19 protein-coding genes and 1 pseudogene are annotated in these 20,241 nt (G+C 61.9%); 11 read left to right on the top strand and 9 right to left on the bottom strand.

The window, feature by feature from the left end:
- Window positions 1-1,437 (top strand): LLM class flavin-dependent oxidoreductase, encoded by a 1,437-nt coding sequence (locus J8I87_RS01605; RefSeq protein ID WP_209929675.1) that lies wholly within the window; start codon window positions 1-3, stop codon window positions 1,435-1,437.
- A gap of 56 nt (window positions 1,438-1,493) precedes the next feature.
- Window positions 1,494-2,993 carry an APC family permease gene (locus J8I87_RS01600; RefSeq protein ID WP_209929674.1) on the top strand — a complete coding sequence of 500 codons (1,500 nt, stop codon included), beginning with the start codon at window positions 1,494-1,496 and terminating at the stop codon, window positions 2,991-2,993.
- 321 nt (window positions 2,994-3,314) lie between these two features.
- Here J8I87_RS01600 and J8I87_RS44400 read toward each other — a convergent pair.
- Window positions 3,315-3,447: pseudogene (locus tag J8I87_RS44400) on the bottom strand (glyoxalase); the annotation flags it as partial.
- A 151-nt stretch (window positions 3,448-3,598) separates the two neighbouring features.
- Between J8I87_RS44400 and mdcA the strand changes: the two are divergent.
- From mdcA to mdcH, 9 genes are all read left to right on the top strand, one after another.
- Window positions 3,599-5,254 carry a malonate decarboxylase subunit alpha gene (gene mdcA, locus J8I87_RS01595; RefSeq protein WP_209929673.1) on the top strand — a complete coding sequence of 552 codons (1,656 nt, stop codon included), beginning with the start codon at window positions 3,599-3,601 and terminating at the stop codon, window positions 5,252-5,254.
- Complete coding sequence (locus tag J8I87_RS01590; RefSeq protein ID WP_209929672.1) at window positions 5,254-6,156, top strand: triphosphoribosyl-dephospho-CoA synthase; 903 nt, start codon at window positions 5,254-5,256, stop codon at window positions 6,154-6,156. Before mdcA ends, J8I87_RS01590 begins: the two co-directional genes overlap by 1 nt.
- Window positions 6,157-6,164: 8 nt before the next feature.
- Window positions 6,165-6,473 carry a malonate decarboxylase subunit delta gene (locus J8I87_RS01585; RefSeq protein WP_209929671.1) on the top strand — a complete coding sequence of 103 codons (309 nt, stop codon included), beginning with the start codon at window positions 6,165-6,167 and terminating at the stop codon, window positions 6,471-6,473.
- 5 nt (window positions 6,474-6,478) lie between these two features.
- Window positions 6,479-7,327: a biotin-independent malonate decarboxylase subunit beta gene (locus J8I87_RS01580; protein WP_209929670.1), complete on the top strand. Its 849-nt coding sequence runs from the start codon at window positions 6,479-6,481 to the stop codon at window positions 7,325-7,327.
- Window positions 7,327-8,154 carry a biotin-independent malonate decarboxylase subunit gamma gene (gene mdcE, locus J8I87_RS01575; protein WP_209929669.1) on the top strand — a complete coding sequence of 276 codons (828 nt, stop codon included), beginning with the start codon at window positions 7,327-7,329 and terminating at the stop codon, window positions 8,152-8,154. Before J8I87_RS01580 ends, mdcE begins: the two co-directional genes overlap by 1 nt.
- Window positions 8,155-8,251: 97 nt before the next feature.
- A complete protein-coding gene (madL, locus tag J8I87_RS01570) occupies window positions 8,252-8,647 on the top strand; it encodes a malonate transporter subunit MadL (RefSeq protein ID WP_209929668.1) in 396 nt (131 codons plus the stop codon).
- 14 nt (window positions 8,648-8,661) lie between these two features.
- Entirely contained in the window at window positions 8,662-9,429 is a 768-nt protein-coding gene (gene madM, locus J8I87_RS01565; RefSeq protein WP_209929667.1) for a malonate transporter subunit MadM, read from the top strand.
- A gap of 23 nt (window positions 9,430-9,452) precedes the next feature.
- Window positions 9,453-10,130, top strand: coding sequence for a malonate decarboxylase holo-ACP synthase (locus J8I87_RS01560; protein WP_209929666.1), 678 nt, complete (start codon window positions 9,453-9,455; stop codon window positions 10,128-10,130).
- Window positions 10,127-11,059, top strand: a complete 933-nt coding sequence (gene mdcH / locus J8I87_RS01555) for a malonate decarboxylase subunit epsilon (RefSeq protein WP_209929665.1) — start codon at window positions 10,127-10,129, stop codon at window positions 11,057-11,059. The genes J8I87_RS01560 and mdcH overlap by 4 nt, the downstream gene beginning before the upstream one ends.
- Before the next feature lie 21 nt (window positions 11,060-11,080).
- Here mdcH and J8I87_RS01550 read toward each other — a convergent pair whose 3' ends face one another.
- The 8 genes from J8I87_RS01550 to atzF all read right to left on the bottom strand — a co-directional run bounded on the left by J8I87_RS01550 (window position 11,081) and on the right by atzF (window position 20,205).
- On the bottom strand, window positions 11,081-11,995 hold the full coding sequence (locus J8I87_RS01550) for a LysR family transcriptional regulator (protein WP_209929664.1): 915 nt from the start codon (window positions 11,993-11,995) through the stop codon (window positions 11,081-11,083).
- A gap of 185 nt (window positions 11,996-12,180) precedes the next feature.
- Entirely contained in the window at window positions 12,181-12,486 is a 306-nt protein-coding gene (locus J8I87_RS46210; RefSeq protein WP_409518716.1) for a hypothetical protein, read from the bottom strand.
- A gap of 417 nt (window positions 12,487-12,903) precedes the next feature.
- Window positions 12,904-13,905, bottom strand: a complete 1,002-nt coding sequence (locus tag J8I87_RS01540; RefSeq protein WP_209929663.1) for a transketolase family protein — start codon at window positions 13,903-13,905, stop codon at window positions 12,904-12,906.
- Window positions 13,902-14,753, bottom strand: a complete 852-nt coding sequence (locus J8I87_RS01535) for a transketolase (protein WP_209929662.1) — start codon at window positions 14,751-14,753, stop codon at window positions 13,902-13,904. The genes J8I87_RS01540 and J8I87_RS01535 overlap by 4 nt, the downstream gene beginning before the upstream one ends.
- A 26-nt stretch (window positions 14,754-14,779) precedes the next feature.
- Entirely contained in the window at window positions 14,780-16,108 is a 1,329-nt protein-coding gene (locus J8I87_RS01530; RefSeq protein ID WP_209929661.1) for an MFS transporter, read from the bottom strand.
- Between the two features lie 138 nt (window positions 16,109-16,246).
- Window positions 16,247-16,996: an SDR family NAD(P)-dependent oxidoreductase gene (locus J8I87_RS01525; protein WP_209929660.1), complete on the bottom strand. Its 750-nt coding sequence runs from the start codon at window positions 16,994-16,996 to the stop codon at window positions 16,247-16,249.
- Between the two features lie 108 nt (window positions 16,997-17,104).
- Window positions 17,105-18,007, bottom strand: coding sequence for a LysR substrate-binding domain-containing protein (locus J8I87_RS01520; protein WP_209929659.1), 903 nt, complete (start codon window positions 18,005-18,007; stop codon window positions 17,105-17,107).
- Window positions 18,008-18,378: 371 nt separating this feature from the next.
- Window positions 18,379-20,205 carry an allophanate hydrolase gene (gene atzF / locus J8I87_RS01515; RefSeq protein ID WP_209929658.1) on the bottom strand — a complete coding sequence of 609 codons (1,827 nt, stop codon included), beginning with the start codon at window positions 20,203-20,205 and terminating at the stop codon, window positions 18,379-18,381.
- Between the last annotated feature and the right edge of the window lie 36 nt (window positions 20,206-20,241).

Genomic DNA, 20,241 nt, shown 5'->3' with positions numbered 1-20,241 from the left:
ATGACCAAACCCATTCGCTTCAATGCGTTCGAAATGAATTGCGTAGGTCACCAGTCGCCGGGTTTGTGGGCGCATCCGCGCGACCGCTCGTGGCAATACAAGGATCTCGAATACTGGACCGATCTCGCGAAGGTATTGGAGAAAGGCATTTTCGACGGCATCTTCATTGCCGACGTGATCGGCTATTACGACGTCTACAAGGGCAACAACTATCACGCGCTGCATCAGGCCGCGCAGATTCCCGTCAACGATCCGCTGCAACTCGCCGCGCCGATTGCGATGGTGACCGAGCACCTTGGCATCGGCATTACGGCGTCGACGAGTTTCGAGCATCCGTACACCTTCGCGCGCCGCCTCTCGACCGCCGATCATCACACCAGCGGACGGCTCGCGTGGAATATCGTCACGTCCTATCTGGAGAGCGGCGCGAAGAACATCAGCGAAGGCGGATTGCGCGATCACAGCAACCGCTATGAAGTCGCGACGGAATACGTCGAAGTTTTGTACAAGCTGCTGGAAGGAAGCTGGGAAGACGGCGCGGTCGTGCGAGACCGTGGAAAGCGCGTGTTCACGCATCCGGAGAAGGTCCACGAAATCGGCCACAAGGGCAAGTACTTCGACGTGCCCGGCTATCACCTTTGCGAGCCGTCACCGCAGCGCACGCCGGTGCTATTTCAGGCGGGCGCGTCGGGACCGGGCAAGGCATTCGCCGCGCAACACGCCGAATGCGTGTTCGTCGCCGCACCGACGCAAGCCGTGCTGAAGCACTACGTGAGCGATGTGCGACGCCAGGCAGCGGAAGCGGGACGCGACCCGGACAAGCTGCTGATCTACAACCTCGTCACCGTGATCGTCGACGAAACCGATGCGAAGGCGCAGGCGAAGTTCGAAGAGTACAAGCGCTACGTGTCGTATGACGGTTCGCTCGTGTTCATGTCGGGATGGACGGGTATCGACTTCGGCCAGTACGCGCCCACCGATCTCGTGAGACGCGTCGAAACCAACGCCATCGTCTCGGCCGTCGAGCATCTGGCGGGCGGCGACAAGGCATGGACGATTGAAGAACTGGCGATCTGGGGCGGCGTCGGCGGCATGGGCCCCGTGTTCGTCGGCTCGCCTTCGACGGTGGCGGACATCCTCCAGCAATGGGTCGAGGCAACGGGCGTCGATGGATTCAATCTTGCGTATGCGATCGCGCACGAAACGTTCGAAGACGTCGTGCATTACCTCGTACCCGAGTTGCAGCGCCGCGGCGTCTATCCGACTGCCTACACGCCCGGCACGCTGCGCGAGAAGCTGTTCGGCGGCGGCGCGCGCCTGCCGCAGACCCATCCTGCCAGCCGCTTTCGCGATATCGAGCGGGTCAAGCGCGAGTCGCAACAGGCGCAGTTCGTGACAGCCAATCTTGCCCATGCCGAAGCCGAAACGGTGAGGTAAGCGCTTCCCGGCATTTCATTCATTAAGCCGTTCATATTCCTGGAGCACCTCTACAGATGAGTCACATTACCGTCGATACGCACCGCGGCGGCACGCTGCGCCGCGGCTACCTGTCCTTGTCGGAACTGATCGCGCAATCGATCGGTCTGGTCGGCGCGGCGGGCGGCGCCGGCCTGCTCGTGCCCGCTGTCTTCGCCACGGCCGGCAACGGCACATGGCTGGCCTATCTGTTCGCGACCGTGGGGCTGCTGTTCGCGTCATGGAGCATCACGCAATTCGCCAGACGCACCGCTTCGCCGGGCGCGCTGTACACCTATGCCGCACGCGGCATCGGACCGATCTGGGGCGTCGTGGCAGGCTGGTCGCTGCTGATCGCCTACTCGATCGGCGCGGCCGGCATTCTGCAAGGCACCGTCAACGAGACAGTGGTCCTGCTGAAAGATGTCGGCGTGCTGGGGGCCAAGGGCGCATGGCTGCCAGTTTCGGTGGCGCTTACGGCGATCATCGCACTGGCGGCGTGGTTCATCGCGTATCGCGACATCCGCCTGTCCACCCGCACCACGCTGTGGATCGAATTGACGACAGTCGCACTGATTCTGCTCGTGATCGTCGTGGCGCTGTTTGCGAAGCATCGCTGGGCGGACAGCAGCCAGTTGACGCTCGACGGCGTGAAGCCCGATCAGTTACGCCTCGGTATGGTGCTGGCGTTTTTCAGCTTCACGGGTTTCGAGAGCGTGACGGCGCTCGGGATCGAAGCGAAAGAACCGTTCCGGCTGATTCCGCGTGCCGTCATCGTCAGTATTCTCGGGCCGGCTGCGCTGTTTCTCGTGACATCGTATGGTCTCGTCGCGCTGTTTCATGGCGATGCGACACCGCTCGATCAGGTCAGCGCGCCGCTGTCGTCGGTCGCGCATGGCATCGGCTTCGGCGCAGTGGGTATTCTTATCGACGTGGGCGTCGCATTGAGCTTCTTCGCGGCGTTCTTTTCGTCGATCAATGCTGCCGCGCGCCTGCTCTATACGTTTGCACGTCAAGGTCTGTTGCATGCGGCAACAGGCCGTGCCCACGCAGGCAACGCGACACCTCATGTCGCCGTTACGCTTGTCGCGCTGTTCTCGCTGGTCACGGGTCTTGCGTTTCAATTCGCAGGCACGTCGCTCTTCGATTCATACGGCTATCTCAGCACGATCGCCACGTTCGGCTTTCTGCTGACCTACGTGGTCGTGGCAATCGCGGCGCCGCTGTTCCTGCGCAAACGCGGTGAACTGAAACCGCCGCATATTGCGATCACGGTGATTGCCGTCGTGCTGATCGGGATTCCGTTCGTTGGCAGCGTCTATCCGGCTGCGCCAGGCGCTTACGCGATCTTGCCTTATGTGTTCGCTGCACTGCTGCTGGCGGGACTCGGATGGTTCGTCGCGCTGCGCGTGTTCGCGCCGCATCGTTTGCGCGAGATCGAAGCGGAACTGGCGGGTACAGAGGACGACGCGCCCGTATCGTCACAGGCAGGCGCGAACTCAGCGATGCCCGCTCATTGCGAGCACCAAGGTCTGTGAGCGCATTATCCGTGGAGGCTGAACGGCTCGCGCCCGCGATCATGAGCTGCGTGCGGCTCTCCTGTACGACCGCCTGCTTCAGGACATCTGCCGACTCAGACCCGGCTTGCCGGAACGAGCTCGCGCCATTCCACCTCAAACTGGAAAACCTTGAGCCATGTCGGGTGATCGCGATCAGCAGCACGTTCAGTGGAACGGAAAGCTGCGAAACCAGATAGAGCACTGTCGCGGGCCATATGATCGCTTTTACGGACCGCCATTTGGTTTCGGCAACGAATCGATGACTCCTGGGTGCCGCGCGTTGCCCCCGCTCACGCCGACCCAGTTCGAACCAAACTGATGGCGGGCGGCCCGGACCCCAGTACGATTCATAGCCTTTAGCGGCGAAGGCGCTGCCCGCACGCAGTACCTCAGTCGGGCCGCCCAGATGGAACGTGAAATGTTCGCAGCCTCGACTCGACCCGTATATAAATATTAACCGCGCAAAACGCTGCGTTTCCCGCGTTGAAGATCGTTAGCGTCGGAGTAACAGTCGAACCCTGGACTTGATTGAATGGGCACCCCTCGCTCCCTAGACTCGCCTTATGTTTTGAGCGAGAGAACCCATGTCCAGTCCAAACCAGTCCCGGTGGGCCACCCGCCGGGCGGAAAAGCAACGGCGCCTCGCGCGCGTTGCATCGATCGCCGACGGCGCGGTGTTACCCACCGACCGCATCGTCGAAGTCCTGCAAAACCTGATTGCGCCGGGAGATCGCGTTGTCGTCGAGGGCAACAACCAGAAACAGGCCGACTTCCTGTCACGCTCACTCGCCAAGGTCGACCCGGCAATCGTTCACGACCTGCAACTGATCATTCCGAGCGTGAGCCGCGCCGAGCATCTGGACCTGTTCGAGCGAGGCATCGCAAGAAAACTCGACTTCGCCTTCGCCGGCGCACAAAGCCTGCGCATTTCGCAGTTCCTGCAGGACGGCATTCTCGAAATCGGCGCCATCCACACCTACGTCGAACTGTACGGCCGGCTCTATGTCGATCTGACGCCGAACGTCGTGCTGGTCGCCGGCTACAAGGCCGATCGCGACGGCAATCTGTATACCGGCGCGAGCACCGAAGATACGCCCGCACTCGTTGAAGCGGCAGCGTTTCGCGATGGCATCGTGATCGCACAGGTCAACGAGATCGTCGACGATCCGAAAGACCTGCCGCGTGTGGACATTCCCGGTTCATGGATCGACTTCGTGGTCCAGTCGGACAAGCCGTTCTTTATCGAGCCGCTGTTCACGCGCGATCCACGTCTGATCACGCCCATTCATGTCCTGATGGCGATGATGGCGATTCGCGGTATCTATGAACGGCATCAGGTGCAATCGCTCAATCATGGCATCGGCTTCAACACTGCCGCGATCGAACTGATTCTGCCCACTTACGGCGACAAGCTCGGGCTCAAAGGCAAGATCTGCCGGCACTGGACCTTGAACCCCCATCCGACGCTGATCCCTGCAATCGAAACCGGCTGGGTCGATAGTGTGCACTGCTTTGGCGGCGAACTGGGGATGGAAGGCTATGTCGCGCAGCGGCCCGATGTGTTCTTCACGGGGCGTGATGGCTCGATGCGTTCGAATCGCGCGATGTCGCAACTCGCTGGCCAGTACGCGATCGACATGTTCATCGGCTCGACGCTGCAGATGGACGGAGCCGGCAACTCATCGACCGTCACGCATGGGCGACTGGCCGGCTTCGGCGGTGCGCCGAACATGGGCCACGACCCGCACGGCCGCCGTCATGCGACGCCTGCCTGGCTCGATCTGCTGCAAACCGACAGCCCGCTCGAGCGCGGCCGCAAGCTGGTCGTGCAAATGGTGGAGACGTTTCAGGCGGGCGGCCAGCCGACCATCGTCGAGACGATCGATGCGGTGGAAGTCGGGCGCGAATCGGGCATGCCGATCGCACCGGTGATGATCTACGGCGACGACGTCACACATGTGCTGACCGAGGAAGGCATTGCGTACCTGTACAAGGCGGATTCGCTCGAACAACGCAAGGCAATGATCGCAGCCGTCGCGGGCGTCACGCCGATCGGCCTTTCGAGCAGCGCAGAGAAGCGCGCGGTACTGCGGCGCGACGGTCTGATCGCACTGCCCGAGGACCTCGGCGTTCACCGCGGTGAAGCAAGCCGCTCGCTGCTTGCCGCGAAGAGCATTGCGGATCTCGTCGACTGGTCAGACGGACTGTACGAGCCGCCCGCACGCTACCGGAGCTGGTGATGCGCGAGAACCTCGCAATAATCCATGCGCCGCTGCAACGCGCTACAGCCGACTTTGCCGGGCATTTCGGCGCGCAGGTGGTCGGCGCGCTGATCGACGAAGTGACGCTTGCGCCGAAACCCGGACTCGTCGATATCCGCAGTCAGGGCGCGCATCACGACCTCGACTGGCAGCTCATGTGCAAATCGGCGTTGGCGCTGCAGCCGACCTTCGTCGAACTGGCTCGGGCGGGCATCGAAACGCGGCCGCTGCCTGAATTGCGTGAGCGCATCGGCGCCATCGGCCGCGACGGCGAAGCACGGATGATGGAGGCGACGCATGGCGTCAACACGCATCGCGGAGCGATCTGGGCGCTCGGATTGTTGGTGACGGCAGCCGCCCGCAATCCAGACGACCTTGCCGCCGATGCGATCGCCGCGCGCGCTGGCGAGATCGCGCGCATTGCAGACCCGCGCGCGCCGCTGCAAACGGGCCACAAGGGCGAGCAGGCATGCGTCGAATACAACGTCGGCGGCGCCCGCGGACAGGCTCAGGCCGACTTCCCGCACGTCGTGCAGATTGCGTTGCCGGAACTCCTCCGTTCGCGCCAACGCGGCGACAGCGAGACAGCCGCACGATTGAACGCGCTGCTCGCTGTGATGGCAAGCCTCGACGACACCTGCGTGCTCGCACGCGGCGGCCTCAGCGCGCTCGCGCAGATGCAGAGCGGCGCGCAGCGCGTGCTCGCGCATGGCGGCGCCGCTGCGCTGGCTGGCCGTCGTGATCTGAAGGCGCTGGATCGGCGTCTCGTCGAACTGCATGTGTCGCCCGGCGGCGCCGCCGATCTGCTCGCCGCAGCCCTGTTCCTCGACCGGCTTCAAGTCAACGCCGCCACTACGACGCTCAACGCGGCAAACGCATAGGAAAGTTCATGGAAACCCTCGTTTTTGAGTTCCCGGCGGGACAGCCCGCGCCACGCCGCGCAATTGCCGGCGTGGTCGCGTCGGGTGACCTCGAAGTCCTGCTCGAAGCCAACAACGCGCAACGCACGGTCGTCAACATCACGACGACCGTCGACGGCAAGAGCCGTATCTGGGAAGCCGTGCTGGAGCGCATCTTCGGCGACGGCTCACTGCCCGCCGCACGGCTCGAAATCAACGATTCCGGCGCGACGCCCGGTGTCGTGCAAATGCGCATCGGCCAGGTGCTGGAACAACTGCAATCAACGGGCGGAGCATAACGATCATGGATACACAGGAACTGCTCGAGCGTCGGAGCTTCATCGAGCTCGACGCGCGCAGCCGCGCAAAGAGACTGCTCGATGCGGGCAGCTGCAATGAACTGCTCGATCCGTTCGAACGCGTACGTTCACCATGGCTCGCGCGGCAAGGAATCGTCACGCAGGCTGACGACGGCACCGTGGTCGCCAAAGGACTGATCGACGGCCAGCCCGCTGTCGTGCTCGCCATCGACGGCGGCTACCAGGGCGGCAGCATGGGCGAGGTGTCGGCAGCGAAGATCGCGGGCAGCCTCGAACTTGCCGCCGAGGACAACCGCAACGGCATCCCCACACGCGCGGTGATTCTGTTCGAGACGGGTGGCGTGCGCCTGCAGGAGGCGAACCTCGGGCTCGCCGGCATCGCGGAGATTCACGCCGCGATCGTCGACTTGCGGCGCTATCAACCAGTGATCGGGATCACGGCCGGTCCAATCGGCTGCTACGGCGGCATGTCGATCTCGGCGGGACTCTGCAGCTATCTGATCGGCACGCGCGAAGCACGTCTCGGGCTCAACGGACCGGCCGTCATCGAACAGGAGGCCGGCATCGCGGAGTTCGACTCCCGCGACCGCCCGATGATCTGGAGCTTCACCGGCTGCGAGCAGCGTCATCGCACCGGCCTCGTCGACGTCTACGCTGCCGACGATACCGATGCGATCCGCGCGGCCGTCATCGAGCTGTTTCGCACGGGACGGCCGCCCGTGTGTCGCAGCGAACGGGTCGCGGGCTTTCTGCAGCGGCTTTCCGAAATCGATCCGGGCGTGCAGGCAACACCGGAACAAGTGGCCGCAATCTACGGCAAGGGGTTTCAGTGATGAGCACACAACAGCTTTCCGCACGGGGCGCCGTCTGGCTCGACGCGCTCACCTACAGCGCACCGTTGCAGCATGGCTTTCCGCCCTCGGTACGGGTGGTCGATGCGCGGCTCGGTGAACACCCGGCCCGCTATATCGCGGTGGTGCCCACGCCCGACCATCCGTTCCCGCGCGTACGCGGCGGCGAGGTCGGGTTGATCGAAGGATGGGAACTGGCGCGCGCGGTGCGCGAGGTGATCGACGCCGATGCGGCACGCGAAGAGAAGCGCCCGATCGTTGCGATCATCGATGTCGCGAGCCAGGCGTATGGGCGGCGCGAGGAAGCCTACGGCATTCATCAGGCGCTGGCAGGCGCGGCCGATGCATACGCAAGTGCGCGTCTGGCCGGTCATCCCGTGATCGGGCTGATCGTCGGGCGTGCGGTGTCAGGCGCGTTTCTCGCGCATGGCTATCAGGCGAACCGTTTGATCGCGCTTGCCGATGCACAGGTCATGGTGCATGCGATGGGTAAGGAATCCGCCGCGCGCATCACGCTGCGCACGGTGGCCGACCTCGAAGCGTTTGCCGCGAAGGTGCCGCCGATGGCCTACGACATCGACAACTACGCGTCGCTCGGGCTGCTGTGGAAGCTCGTTCACGTGAGCAACGCGGAGGCACCCAGCGGCGCCGACCAGACAACGATCGAAAAGGCCCTGCACGATGCGCTTGCCGACATTCGCGCCGACCCGTCGCACGGCCTCGCCGGGCGGCTTGCAAGCCCCCACCGTGCGGCATCCGTGACGGTACGGCAGAAGTTGCGCGAGCAATGGCCGCTGAACCAGCCATGACCTCGGCTCCGATGTGGCACCAGAGGCCACGTCGGGCACCTTCCCGAGCCTGCAACGACCCATCAGAGGTCCACAAATCAATCATCGGAGACAACACATGATCATCTACGGTACCGCATTGCTCGCGTTCTGCCATCTGGCCGGACTTTTTCTGGGCGATCTGCTTGGGGTCGCGATCGGCGTCAAGACGAATGTCGGCGGCGTCGGCATCGCCATGCTGCTGCTGATCTTTCTGCGCCTCTATCTGCATGGGAAAGGGTTGCTGCCGAAAGAAACGGAAGCGGGCGTCGGCTTCTGGGGCGCGATGTACATCCCCGTGGTCGTCGCAATGGCTGCGAACCAGAACGTCGTCGCGGCGATCAAGGGCGGCCCGGCCGCACTGCTTTCGGCCCTAGGAGCGGCGGCCGTCTGCGCATGCTGCATTGCCGTTCTTTCCCGTACCGGTCGCGACAGCACTTCGCTCGTGAGCGCGCCGCACCTCGAAGAAATCTGAACCAGGAGTCCGTCATGTTGCACATGCTTGAGAAAGTGTTTGTTCAGAACGGTCTGGTTACGTCGTTCGCGCTGGTCGGGTTGATCATGTGGGTGTCGTCATTGATTTCGCGCACGCTGACGCGCGGACGCGTGCACGGCTCGGCAATCGCGATCGTGATCGGCCTCGCACTCGCCTGGCTCGGCGGCCTCTTCACGGGCGGACAAAAAGGGCTCGCCGATTTGCCGCTCTTCACGGGTGTCGGCCTGATGGGCGGTGCGATGCTGCGCGATTTCGCCATTGTCGCCACCGCATTCGAAGTGCAGGCGAACGAGGCGCGCAAGGCCGGGCTCATCGGCGCGGTGTCGCTGCTGCTCGGCACGCTGTTGCCGTTCATCGTCGGCGCGAGCATCGCGCATGCATTCGGCTATACCGACGCCGTCAGCATGACGACCATCGGTGCAGGCGCCGTCACTTACATCGTCGGGCCGGTGACGGGCGCGGCAATCGGCGCAAGTTCGGACGTGATCGCGCTCAGCATCGCAACGGGCCTGATCAAGGCGATCATCGTCATGATCGGCACGCCGATCGCGGCTGGCTTCATGGGGCTGAAGACGCCCCGCTCGGCGATGATCTTCGGCGGCCTCGCTGGCACCGTCAGCGGCGTCAGCGCGGGGCTGGCCGCCACCGATCGGCGGCTCGTGCCGTATGGCGCGTTGATCGCGACGTTCCATACGGGCGTCGGCTGCCTGCTCGGACCGTCGGTACTGTTCTTTGCGACGAGAGCGCTGATGAACGCGTGAGCGCAGCTTCAAGGAAAATCGGCATGCGCCCCGCTCGAGCCACTTACGCAACGTTCCGCCCGCACGATCTGCTGTGGATCGGTGACGGGCACGACCTTCGATCGACTTCGCCGGTTCCTGCCTGGGCCACGCGCACATGGCTGACTCTTGCCCCGGTTGTGGTGCGTCGCGAAACGGTTGTCGACGATGGGATGGTGCCTGTCGGTTTGCGCGGAAGTGATCGCAGCGAGCGCTTCGCCGGGTATGTGCCGCGCGAGCGCGTCCGGCGCCGTGTCACACCGGAATCGCTTGCGCAAGCACGGGCCTGGCGCCGTCATGCAGGCTTCGCGCAACTTCCCTGCGTGAGGGCGCTGAACCGCGTTGCGCCTGAACTCGACCGCTTGCAGCTGACGTGGGGCATCACCGGCAGCGTCGGCTTCGCGTTAGCAAGCGGCATCAACACACTGCGATCGGACAGCGACCTCGATCTGCTTCTGTGCGCCGCAAAGCCGTTGTCTCGCGACCATGCGCGCTCGATTCTTTCTGTTGTTCAGGCTGCTGGCACACGCGTCGACATACAGGTCGATACGGGTGATGCCGGCTTTGCGCTCGCTGATTGGGCAGGGCTCGCGGACCGCGTGCTGTTGAAAACGGGTCAGGGGCCCATGCTCGCCGCTAACCCGTGGGTCCGTCACGCCCCGTCTCCATCGCGAACGTCATGAGTATCCTGTTCACCTTCCCCGGCCAGGGCTCGCAAAAGAGCGACATGCTCGATGCGCTGCCGGATCACATCGAAACGTCCCGCGCACTCGAAGAGGCCAGTGATACGCTCGGCTACGATGTCCGCTCGCTCGATGACGCCGCTTCACTGCGCTCGACCATCGCCGTTCAGCTCTGCCTGTTGATGGCGGGCGTCGCGCAGGCCCGGGTGCTCAAAGCGTGCGGCTGCGAGCCTGACATCGTCGCGGGTCTTTCGATCGGCGCCTACCCGGCGGCGGTGACAGCCGGCGCGCTGCGCTATGCGGATGCCGTCAGGCTGGTTGCACTGCGCGGCCAGTTGATGGAACGTGCGTACCCGCGCGGCTATGGGATGACGGCGATCGTCGGCCTCAGACAGCGACCGCTCGAAGCTTTGATCGCGCGGGTCAACCGCGCGGCCACGCCCGTCTTTCTGGCCAACCTCAATGCCGAGACACAGATGGTGGTTGCCGGCAGCGACACTGCGATGCATGAGCTCGCTGCGCTTGCACTGGAACACGGCGCGCAACGCTGCGAGCGGCTCGACGTCGCCGTGCCATCTCATTGCGCGTTGCTCGATGAGCCAGCCGCCGCACTCGCCGAAGCATTCGCGCAGGTCACCGTGCATGCGCCTCGCGCGGTGTATCTGAGCAGCAGCGCTGCGCGGCCGCTGTTCGACGGTCCACGCATCTCGACCGATCTCGCCGGCAACATGGCGCAGCAGGTCCGCTGGTTCGACACGATGCGGCTCGCTTGGGAGCGCGGCGCCCGCCTCGCGATCGAGATGCCGTGCGGCAGCGTATTGACCCGCATGACTCGCGCAGCCTTCGATCAAGGCGTCGCGGTCAGCAGCAGCGAAACCGCATTGCCGGATCTTCGTATGCTGATCGAGCGCGAACGCTCGCACGCATGACGGCTGAACGCCGACTGGGCTTCAGTCGGCGTGGCGGGTTCGCAGACGGCAAACCGCCATCAGCGCAAGCAGATTCGGATCGCGTTCACGTGCGCGCAGATAGCTGACGCCGATCGTCTGACGCATCAGGTATTGCGGCTTGAGCGGAATGAATTGCACCTTGTCGCCGAACACGCCGCGCACGCGGCCCGGCAACAGCGTATAGCCGACCCCGCCGCTCACCAGATTCATCAGCGAGAAGATATCGCCGACCTTCATCGTCACGTTCGGCGTGAAGTCCGCCACGCGAAACGCGTCCAGGAAGCCGTGATACGTGACGAACCCCTCGCCGAGCGAAACGAATGTCTCGTCGCGGCAATCCCTCAGGTCGACGGCCTCCTGATTTGCAAAGCGCGAGTTTGCGGGTGCCGCGAAAAAGATGTCGTCTTCGAAGAGCGGCAACGAGTCGACTTCGGATTCGCCCTCGGGGACGGCCATTAACGCCGCATCGACTGCACCCTGCTTCAGCTTGTCGAGCAACTCGGCATTCGACCCGAGCACCAGTTCGACCTGAAGGGTTGGACGACGCACCTTCAGGTCGATGATGATGCCCGGCACGGTCTTGATCGTCAGCGAGTACAGCGAGCCGATTTTCAGGCGGTCGGACGAATAACCCGCGGCCTCGCGCGTCGCGCGAATGCCGTCGGACATCAGCGTGAGCACTTCTTCAGCGACGTCGGCAAGCATTTGCGCGGCTTCCGTCGACTTCAGATTGCGGCCCTCATGCCGGAACAGCGCACAGCGCACGCCCTGTTCGAGCGAGTGCAGCGCCCGGTGCACACTGACCGTGCTGACGTCCAGGGCCTCGGCGGCCTTTGACAGGTTGCCCGTCTCCATGAACGCGAGCAGGACTTCAAGCTTGCGAAAAGTGATCTCGTCGTCGATTCGGTCGCGCATCTCTGGCTCTGGATGTGTCGGAATTGGGATGATCGATTCGCGCTAACGGGTAACAATAGCGTTGCCCCGCATCCTTCCGTGGCCAGACGGCGATCTTCGCTCATTCGGCTTCGCCGGGAAAAGGCGGGGGATTGCCATGGTGACTCGTTGATCGCACGCGAACGCGAGGGCGCAGATACGATCCCTCAGTATACGTCGACGCTAGAACGCCTCACCCAGTTGCCCCAGAATAGCGGGATTTTCCAGAGTCGAGACATCCTGGGTGATTGCTTCGCCTTTAGCCAGCGAGCGTAGCAGTCGCCGCATGATCTTGGTCTTGACCACAAAAGGTTCTCCCGGGCGAGGCGCGCCCAGAATCCTTCGTAGTCTTTTTCTGCTTCTGCGCACAGCGCGTTGTAGGCTTCCATACCTGCAATCGTCGCCCGCGTCGAAAATGCCTCCGGCACATCAAAAACCAGGCCATCTCGTTTCATTGATTCGATGTCGTACATGGTTGCCTCCTCGATCAGCTTGACGCGTGCTACCTCCGCAGGCTGCTCCAACGCGGAGCCCAGTGCCCCGACTCCGAGCGGATGATGACGCTGAGTTTCGTAAGGTAACCCGCCCATTATCAGCGGATCAATTAACCTGCATGACGGATGGTTACCCCAGGTGAAAGATCAGCGCTTTCGTTGACTCGCGTGTCGATTTCCCGTCGCGGACGGGAGCCGGCGCTGAGTCCCGGAAGGCGCCTTGTCGAGGCAGAAGGTCGCGGGGCATTGGCTCGGACTGGAGACTCAACGAAATAGCCCCCTTCAATGGCGGGCTTTTGTAAGCGCTTGGCAGCGCATAGGCTGGCATCTACCAGTCTCTTGAGTAGGCCTTATTGTCAGCCTTCAGATGCCTTTGTCCGGTGCCAACAGTTCCGACTATGCGAGCCACTGCTTGATGTTGGCAGCCATGACGTTGGTCGAGATGCCGTAACGGTCGTGAAGAGTCGGTAGTGCGCCGGCATCGAGGAATGCGTCGGGTAGCGCGATCTGTTTGAACGTACACGACACGCCGGCGCTGATGAGAGTCGTCCCGACAGCTTCACCCAAGCCACCGATGACGGTGTGGTTCTCGGCGACCACAACCATTCTCCCCGTTCGCTTTGCTTCACGAATAACGGTTTCAGCGTCGAGCGGCTTGATGGTTGGAACGTGCAGCACGGCGACGTCCACTTTGTCGGCTTCCAGAGCCTTCGCGGTCTCCAAGGCGCGCATCGTCATAATGCCGGAAGAGATGATGAGCACATCGTTGCCGTCACGCAGCATTTTCGCTTTGCCGAGTTCGAACTTGTAGTTGTACTCGTCGAGCACGGCCGGAACGTTGCCGCGCAACAGGCGTGCGTACACGGGACCTTTATGTGCGGCAATGGCAGGTACCATCTGCTCGATGTCGAGCGCGTCGCATGGGTCAATTACCGTCATGTTCGGCATCGCCCGCATCAGCGCCAGGTCTTCGGCCGCCTGGTGGCTCGGACCATATCCCGTTGTCAGTCCGGGCAAAGCGCAAACGATCTTGACATCGAGGTCATCTTCGGCGATTGTCTGGTGGATAAAATCGTACGCGCGGCGAGTTGCGAACACGGCATAGGTGGTGACGAACGGCTGCGCTCCCTCGTGAGCAAAACCAGCCGCAGCGCCCATTAGCAACTGCTCTGCCATTCCCATCTGATAATAACGTTCCGGGAATTCTTTCGCGAAGATATGAAGGTCGGTGTATTTGCCCAAGTCGGCCGTGATACCAATGACGTTCTTCTTGCTGCGAGCCAAATCGACGAGTGCGTGACCGAATGGAGCTGAACGGGTTACCTGACCTTCGCCAGCGATGGAAGCGATCATCGCGGACGTTTTCAGACGAGGTTTTTTATCGACAACCGAGTTCATGCTTTTCTCCCTGCGAAAGTTTCATCAAGTGCATCCAGTGCCAGTTTCCATTCATGTGCATCGACGCGAATAAAGTGATTCTTTTCCCGTTGCTCAAGGAAAGGAACACCACACCCCATCTTCGTATCGCAGACGATGATTCGCGGCTTCGGTTCCGTCAGATTCCGGGCGTTATCGAACGCGTCTTTCACGGCATTGATGTCGTTTCCGTTGACCCGCTGCACATACCAGCCGAACGCCTCGAGTTTAGGGACGAGAGGCTCAAAAGCCATGATTTGCGTTGAGGGACCGTCGGCTTGCTGATTGTTGACGTCAATCATTGCAATGAGGTTATCCAGCTTCCAGTGAGCGGCAGAGAGAAGGCCTTCCCAAATTGCTCCTTCGTCGAGTTCGCCGTCGGAAAACAGCGTGTACACAAAGGATTTGGAGCCCTTGCGCTTCAAGCCGAGACACCGGCCTACAGCAATGGTCAGCCCCTGACCGAGAGAACCACCAGACATTTCCATGCCGGGGGTGTAACTAGCCATACCAGACATCGGTAGGCGACTATCATCGCTGCCATACGTCTCGAGTTCTTCCTGCGGAAGGATGCCGGCTTCAAAGAGCGCAGCGTACAGTGCGATGGCATAGTGACCGTTCGAAAGCAGGAATCGGTCACGGTCCTCCCAATCTGGCTCGGCCGACCGGTAGTTCATTGCGCCGAAGTACGAGACAGCCAAAACGTCGGCGATGTCCAGCGCCTGACCAATATAACCTTGGCCCTGCACTTCGCCCATTAGCAGGGCATTGCGTCGGATGCGATAAGCGCGCTCGGCGAGCGATACATCCTCGATGACGGTTGTACTCATTTACTCGTCTCCTTGAAAGAGTTTGGTCAGCGATTGACCGTCTTGGCTGGCACGAAGAAAACCAGCACCGCGCCCAGCACTACGGCCGTCGAAATAAAGATGAGTCCCGCGGTCGCCTTGCCAGTGAGGTCGTTGAGCCACCCAACGATGGCGGGCGAGAAAAAGCCGGCGAGGTTGGCGAAACAGTTAACCGCGGCGATTCCGGCAGCAGCAGACATGCCGCCGAGAACCGCAGTGGGCAGCGCCCAGAAAAGTGAAGACGAGGCAAGGATGCCCGCCGCGGCGATGCTCACACATACAATCGACGCACCTACGCTTCCCAGCATCGGCAGCGTTGCAAAAGCGGCCGCGGAGACCAGCATCGGAATCGCGAGGTGGAATCGGCGCTCGCGACGTTTGTCGGCACTACCTCCGAGTATGGGCAGGGCGATGATGGCGCAGATATAGGGAATTGCAGTCAGAACACCTACCCACAACGGGTCTGCAACACCAGTGCGCCGAACGATAGTGGGCAACCAGAAGGTAAGTCCATACTGTCCGAGCACGACGCAGAAATAGATTCCGGCCATCAACCACAGACGACGGTCGCCGACGAAAGCGCTAATGGAAACGTGTTCCGTCGCCTTCGTACGGTCGCTGTCCACGTTCCGTTTGAGCAGGGATTTCTCCTCGTCGGAAAGCCATTTGGCGCTAGCGATTCCGTTGTCGAGATACAGGAAGATTGCGACGCCGAGGAACAACGAAGGCAGGGCCTCCAGCATGAACAGCCACTTCCACCCTTCGAGCCCATGAGCGCCTTGGAAAGCGTGCATAATCCAGCCTGACAGCGGACCGCCGAGGATACCGGCCAGTGGAATTGCCATGAAAAACATGGAAAGCGCCTTGGCGCGCCGGGCTGCGGGGAACCAGTACGTGAGATAGAGAATCACGCCCGGGGCGAAGCCCGCTTCTGCGACGCCAAGCAAGAACCGCAGAACGTAGAACATTGTGGGTGTCTTTACAAACACAAAGCTCGCGGAAATCACGGCCCAGGTCAGCATGATGCGGGCGAGCCAGTTGCGAGCGCCGACCTTGTGCAGAATCACGTTGCTGGGTACTTCGAAGAGGAAGTAGCCCAGAAAGAAAATGCCCGCGCCGATGCCATATACGGTTTCAGAGAAGCGCAGGTCATTGAGCATTTGCAGCTTCGCAAAGCCGACGTTCACCCGGTCGAGATATGCGCCGAGGTAGCAGAGCATCAGGAACGGAATGAGGCGCCGAGCGACCTTTGCGTAGGTCCTCGCTTCGAAGCTTGAAATATCGCTGGAAGCGGGCAGGTCTGCACCGATACCCGGTGTGGCCAGTTTGGACTTCATGGGGTTGTCTCCTTTCATCTGAACCCGTCGCGGTGACGGGCTCAGCTCCATCCTCTAGGGCCGCTTGCGCGGCAAGACGCCTCGGCTAGACCTCGTGCGTCATCGTGTGCGCCGACGGGCGAACACAAGTGGGTGATGTCAGTGAATCAGCATGCCGCCGTTGACGTCGAGCGTGATGCCTGTCAGATACGTAGAGAGGTCGCTCGCCAGGAACAGGCAAGCATTGGCGATGTCGTTTGCTTCACCGAGGCGCCCCAGCGGAATGCCCTTGATGATGTCAGCGCGCATCTCCGGGGTCAGCTTGTCGCCAGTGATGTCCGTCTGGATAAGGCCCGGTGTAATAGAATTGACGCGGATATGGTCACCACCGAATTCGCGTGCCATCGCCTTGGCAAGTCCGAGGACGCCAGCCTTCGCTGCGCTGTAATGGGGGCCGCCGAAAATGCCGCCGCCGCGCTGCGCTGAAACGGACGACATACAAACGATGCTGCCACGTTGCTGCTGTTTCATGTGCGGGATAACAGCCTGTGACATGTACAGCGTTCCAAGCAGACTTACGCCGATGACCGCGTCGAAATTGTTCTTCGAGATTTCGAGCGTCTTGATGGGTTGCGTAATTCCGGCATTGTTCACCAATGCATCGATGCGGCCGTATTTTGCTGCCACCGCATCTGCAGCTGCCACACACGCCGCTTTATCGGTAACGTCACAAGCGAGGCCCAGGTGGCCTTCGCCCAGGTCACGCGCGGCGCTTTCTGCATCTGACTGGCTCAGGTCCAGGATAGCAATGCGCGCGCCTTGTGCCGCCATTACCTTTGCTGTTGCCTTACCGATGCCGCGTGCCGACGCCGCGCCCGTGATAATGACGACTTGATTCTCGAGCAACATGTGAGTGTCTCCGTTGATGAACTAGGTGTAGGCGAAGTTTGTCCGCCAGCAAGCCTTGCATCAACGCAGTTCCTTTCAACCGTAGCTGAGAAATTTTCAGCCCCAGGGTTATCCCTGCGAACCGGGTCTGCTGCGCTCGATTTCTTGTTCGATCCAAGAGAGGAATTTTGCAACTCGAGGCAAGTCGGCGTTCTGGCGGGGGTAAACCAGATGATGGGCTCCCACCTCGACCGAATGACTATCGTCAAATACTTGCACAAGCGAACCGTCCCTTATCTTGCGGGACGCCATCATCACACTTTCCAGCGCGATTCCGAGGCCTAGCGAAGCTGTCTCGATGGACATATACGAACGGTCGAAAGAGAAGTCGAACGTCTTATGTGCAGCGGCTACACCGGCCCGTCCGAACCACTGCCGCCATTGGACAAGAGGCGTCTCCGAATAAACGAGCCGCTGGTCTAGCAGGTCTTCCGGGTTTTTCACCGGATGACGCTCAAGATAGGCCGGCGAGGCAAGCGGTGCAATGAATTCACCGCGGACGGTTCGTACCTCGAGGTTGCTCCACTCGCCGTATCCGTGGCGGATGTCGATGTCGTAGTACCCATTTGAAAATGAAACGTTCTCGTACGAGCAAGCTACATTCAGTTGAACGTCCCCGTTGGCTTCCTGAAACGACGGCAGCCGCGGCAGCAGCCACATAAGTCCGAAGCTCGGGCTCGAATGCACGCGCAAAATGTCGACCTCCTTCTGGCTTGAAGCCCGTTCCGTCGCCCGGCTGAGGTCGGCCAGCGACCCCGTCACGTCAGACAGATAACGCTCGCCGGTCGGCGTCAGAACAAGACCACGTCCCGTCCGTTGGAATAGCGATTGACCAATCATCGATTCGAGATTGCTCAACTGATGGCTGACCGCCGACGCGGTGAGGTCGAGCTCTTCAGCGGCACGGTTGACACTCTTGGTGCGCGCGATGCTTTCGAAGGCAATGATGGATTTCAACGGAGGGATTCGCATGGTCAGATTTTTTCAGCCGCGATTGAACAAAGCTGCATTGCCTTCGGAGGGTCGGCACTGCCATCCTCAGCCTCAAGCGATACGGGTTCGAAAACAATTTAAATGTTACCCGTGTCCGGCCTGCAGGTCCCGTAAGGACTTGCCTCATATAAATATTGCGCTCTGCAGCAACTGCGCAGGAGACAGCAATGCGGCTTTTGTCATTCATGCCTGACATGCGAATCGCACTCGGCCACGAGGGCGAATACGGCTAAGGCAGTCCGCAAAAGGGGGCGGTGTTCGGTCCCGTCGCGTCGTACGACTGTAGCGTTCTTGACGATATCGCCAAACGAAGGCGCCGCCATTGACAGCGGCGCCCGCCCGCGCGGCGATCATGCAGTGGTTGCTTTCATGCGCTCGCGCTCAAGATGTTGCAGCCACGCACGCCACCCACCGTACCCTGTGATGTCAGTTGCGCCTTTTAGACCATATGCTTCACACACGAAGCCGGTCTCCCAACGTCCGTCCGCAAGTTCAACCTTCCCGAGTGCGAGCGGCGCGTCGATGCCCGCGAGAAACGAACCGAGTTCGGCGCTCGGCAACTCCCACACTTCGACGGCAATCGCCGCGCCATTCGCCGTATCGCGCATCATGCCGGGGCGCTGCATCGGTCGTGCCGCCAGCGCATACAGGCGATAGCGCGGCGCGCTCGTCGTTGCTTCGACGAGCCGGGCACCGCGCGCCCTCAGCTGGCCGTTCAGCGCCAGCCCATCGAGATGCGCGCCGCACACGACCAGCTTCATTCGGTCGTGGCGGGCTTTTCGCGCAGACACGCTGCCATCGTCACGCGCGCCGCCGATCAACGGCACAGCGAGCTTGCGATGCAACGCATCGGCGACGCTCAGCAAGTATTGATCGGTAAAAGCGCGGCCGAACAGCGTCACGCCCCACGGCAGACCGTCGCGCATGAATCCGGCGGGTGTCGCGACGGCGGCGTAGTCGAGCAGGTTCATGAAGTTCGTGTAATGCCCGAGCAGCGAGTTCGCGCCGATAGGATCACGCTCCAGTTCGGCGAGCGTGACGGGGCGCGGAATGGATGGCGTCAGCACGCAATCCAGTTGCGCGAGCTCGGCATCGCAGCGTTGCTTCAAAGCCTGAAGGCGATACTGCGAGCGAAATGCATCAACGGCCGTCGCGCCTGGCGCTTTTGACAGCACGTCGCGGATCACGGGCAGCACGGCGTCGGGTTGCGATTCCATCAGTGCACCCGCAACGCTGTAGCGCTCCGCGACCCACGGTCCTTCGTAGAGCAGCCGCGCTGCTTCCACGAACGGTGCGAAATCGATTTCAACTGCCTCGCCGCCGATCGCTTCGAGCGCCGCGCGCGCCTGCGCAAACAATGCGGGACTTTCGTCGCAGCCGGCAAATTCGAGTTGAGCCGGCACGCCAAAGCGAAAGCGGTGCACTGCACCGAATGCGGACGCGTCGTTCCACTGCGGATTGGCGCGGCTGTAGGCGTCCGCGGGATCATGACGCGCCGTGAGCGCGAGCAGTTCGCTCGCCTCGCTCGCGGTCGCGGTGAAATACGTCACGCAATCGAGTGTGCGGCACGCAGGCACCACGCCCGCCGTCGACAGCAGTCCCTTCGTCCCCTTCGTTCCGAAGAGGTTGTTCAGTGCGGCGGGCACGCGGCCCGATCCCGCCGTGTCGGTGCCGAGCGCGAAGCTCGCGACACCGAGTGCGACAGCCAGCGACGAGCCCGCGCTCGATCCGCCCGAAGGATAGTCGGGATGCACGCTGTTGCGGCATTTGCCATAAGGCGAACGGGTGCCGTTGAGGCCCGTGGCGAACTGGTCGAGATTGGTCTTGCCGATGGGCACGGCGCCGAGCGCGATCAGTTGTGCTGCGAGTGTCGCCGATTCGCGCGGCGTGTAGGCGAATGCGGGGCAGGCGGCCGTCGTGGGCACGCCGGCCAGATCGATGTTGTCCTTCAGGGCGAACGGCACGCCGTAGAGCGGCAGCGAATCGATGTCGGCCGAATCCAGCGCCGCGAGATAAGGCTCGATCTCCGCGTCGGACAGCAAATGAATGAAAAGCCGGTACTCCGGGTTCAGCGTTGCAGCGCGTTCGCGCAAGGCGGCGATGAGCGCGCGCGGCGTCGTGCGGCCCGCGCGGTACGCGGCGCGCAGCGCGGGAAGACGCAGGTCGAATGAATCCATTGTCAAAGGTTCCTTGAATGCGTTGAATGGCAGTGC

This window comes from Paraburkholderia sp. LEh10, from assembly GCF_017814945.1.
GTDB lineage: Bacteria > Pseudomonadota > Gammaproteobacteria > Burkholderiales > Burkholderiaceae > Paraburkholderia.
The sequence above is the reverse complement of the archived record's forward strand: the minus strand, read 5'-3'. Positions and strand labels throughout refer to the sequence as shown.

What these genes read in the sequence shown, in the direction of transcription:
- J8I87_RS01605 (WP_209929675.1), top strand. Translation starts at nt 1, where the DNA reads ATGACCAAACCCATTCGCTTCAATGCGTTCGAAATGAATTGCGTAGGT.
- J8I87_RS01600 (WP_209929674.1), top strand. Translation starts at nt 1,494, where the DNA reads ATGAGTCACATTACCGTCGATACGCACCGCGGCGGCACGCTGCGCCGC.
- mdcA (WP_209929673.1), top strand. Translation starts at nt 3,599, where the DNA reads ATGTCCAGTCCAAACCAGTCCCGGTGGGCCACCCGCCGGGCGGAAAAG.
- J8I87_RS01590 (WP_209929672.1), top strand. Translation starts at nt 5,254, where the DNA reads ATGCGCGAGAACCTCGCAATAATCCATGCGCCGCTGCAACGCGCTACA.
- J8I87_RS01585 (WP_209929671.1), top strand. Translation starts at nt 6,165, where the DNA reads ATGGAAACCCTCGTTTTTGAGTTCCCGGCGGGACAGCCCGCGCCACGC.
- J8I87_RS01580 (WP_209929670.1), top strand. Translation starts at nt 6,479, where the DNA reads ATGGATACACAGGAACTGCTCGAGCGTCGGAGCTTCATCGAGCTCGAC.
- mdcE (WP_209929669.1), top strand. Translation starts at nt 7,327, where the DNA reads ATGAGCACACAACAGCTTTCCGCACGGGGCGCCGTCTGGCTCGACGCG.
- madL (WP_209929668.1), top strand. Translation starts at nt 8,252, where the DNA reads ATGATCATCTACGGTACCGCATTGCTCGCGTTCTGCCATCTGGCCGGA.
- madM (WP_209929667.1), top strand. Translation starts at nt 8,662, where the DNA reads ATGTTGCACATGCTTGAGAAAGTGTTTGTTCAGAACGGTCTGGTTACG.
- J8I87_RS01560 (WP_209929666.1), top strand. Translation starts at nt 9,453, where the DNA reads ATGCGCCCCGCTCGAGCCACTTACGCAACGTTCCGCCCGCACGATCTG.
- mdcH (WP_209929665.1), top strand. Translation starts at nt 10,127, where the DNA reads ATGAGTATCCTGTTCACCTTCCCCGGCCAGGGCTCGCAAAAGAGCGAC.
- J8I87_RS01550 (WP_209929664.1), bottom strand. Translation starts at nt 11,995, where the DNA reads ATGCGCGACCGAATCGACGACGAGATCACTTTTCGCAAGCTTGAAGTC.
- J8I87_RS46210 (WP_409518716.1), bottom strand. Translation starts at nt 12,486, where the DNA reads ATGTACGACATCGAATCAATGAAACGAGATGGCCTGGTTTTTGATGTG.
- J8I87_RS01540 (WP_209929663.1), bottom strand. Translation starts at nt 13,905, where the DNA reads ATGAACTCGGTTGTCGATAAAAAACCTCGTCTGAAAACGTCCGCGATG.
- J8I87_RS01535 (WP_209929662.1), bottom strand. Translation starts at nt 14,753, where the DNA reads ATGAGTACAACCGTCATCGAGGATGTATCGCTCGCCGAGCGCGCTTAT.
- J8I87_RS01530 (WP_209929661.1), bottom strand. Translation starts at nt 16,108, where the DNA reads ATGAAGTCCAAACTGGCCACACCGGGTATCGGTGCAGACCTGCCCGCT.
- J8I87_RS01525 (WP_209929660.1), bottom strand. Translation starts at nt 16,996, where the DNA reads ATGTTGCTCGAGAATCAAGTCGTCATTATCACGGGCGCGGCGTCGGCA.
- J8I87_RS01520 (WP_209929659.1), bottom strand. Translation starts at nt 18,007, where the DNA reads ATGCGAATCCCTCCGTTGAAATCCATCATTGCCTTCGAAAGCATCGCG.
- atzF (WP_209929658.1), bottom strand. Translation starts at nt 20,205, where the DNA reads ATGGATTCATTCGACCTGCGTCTTCCCGCGCTGCGCGCCGCGTACCGC.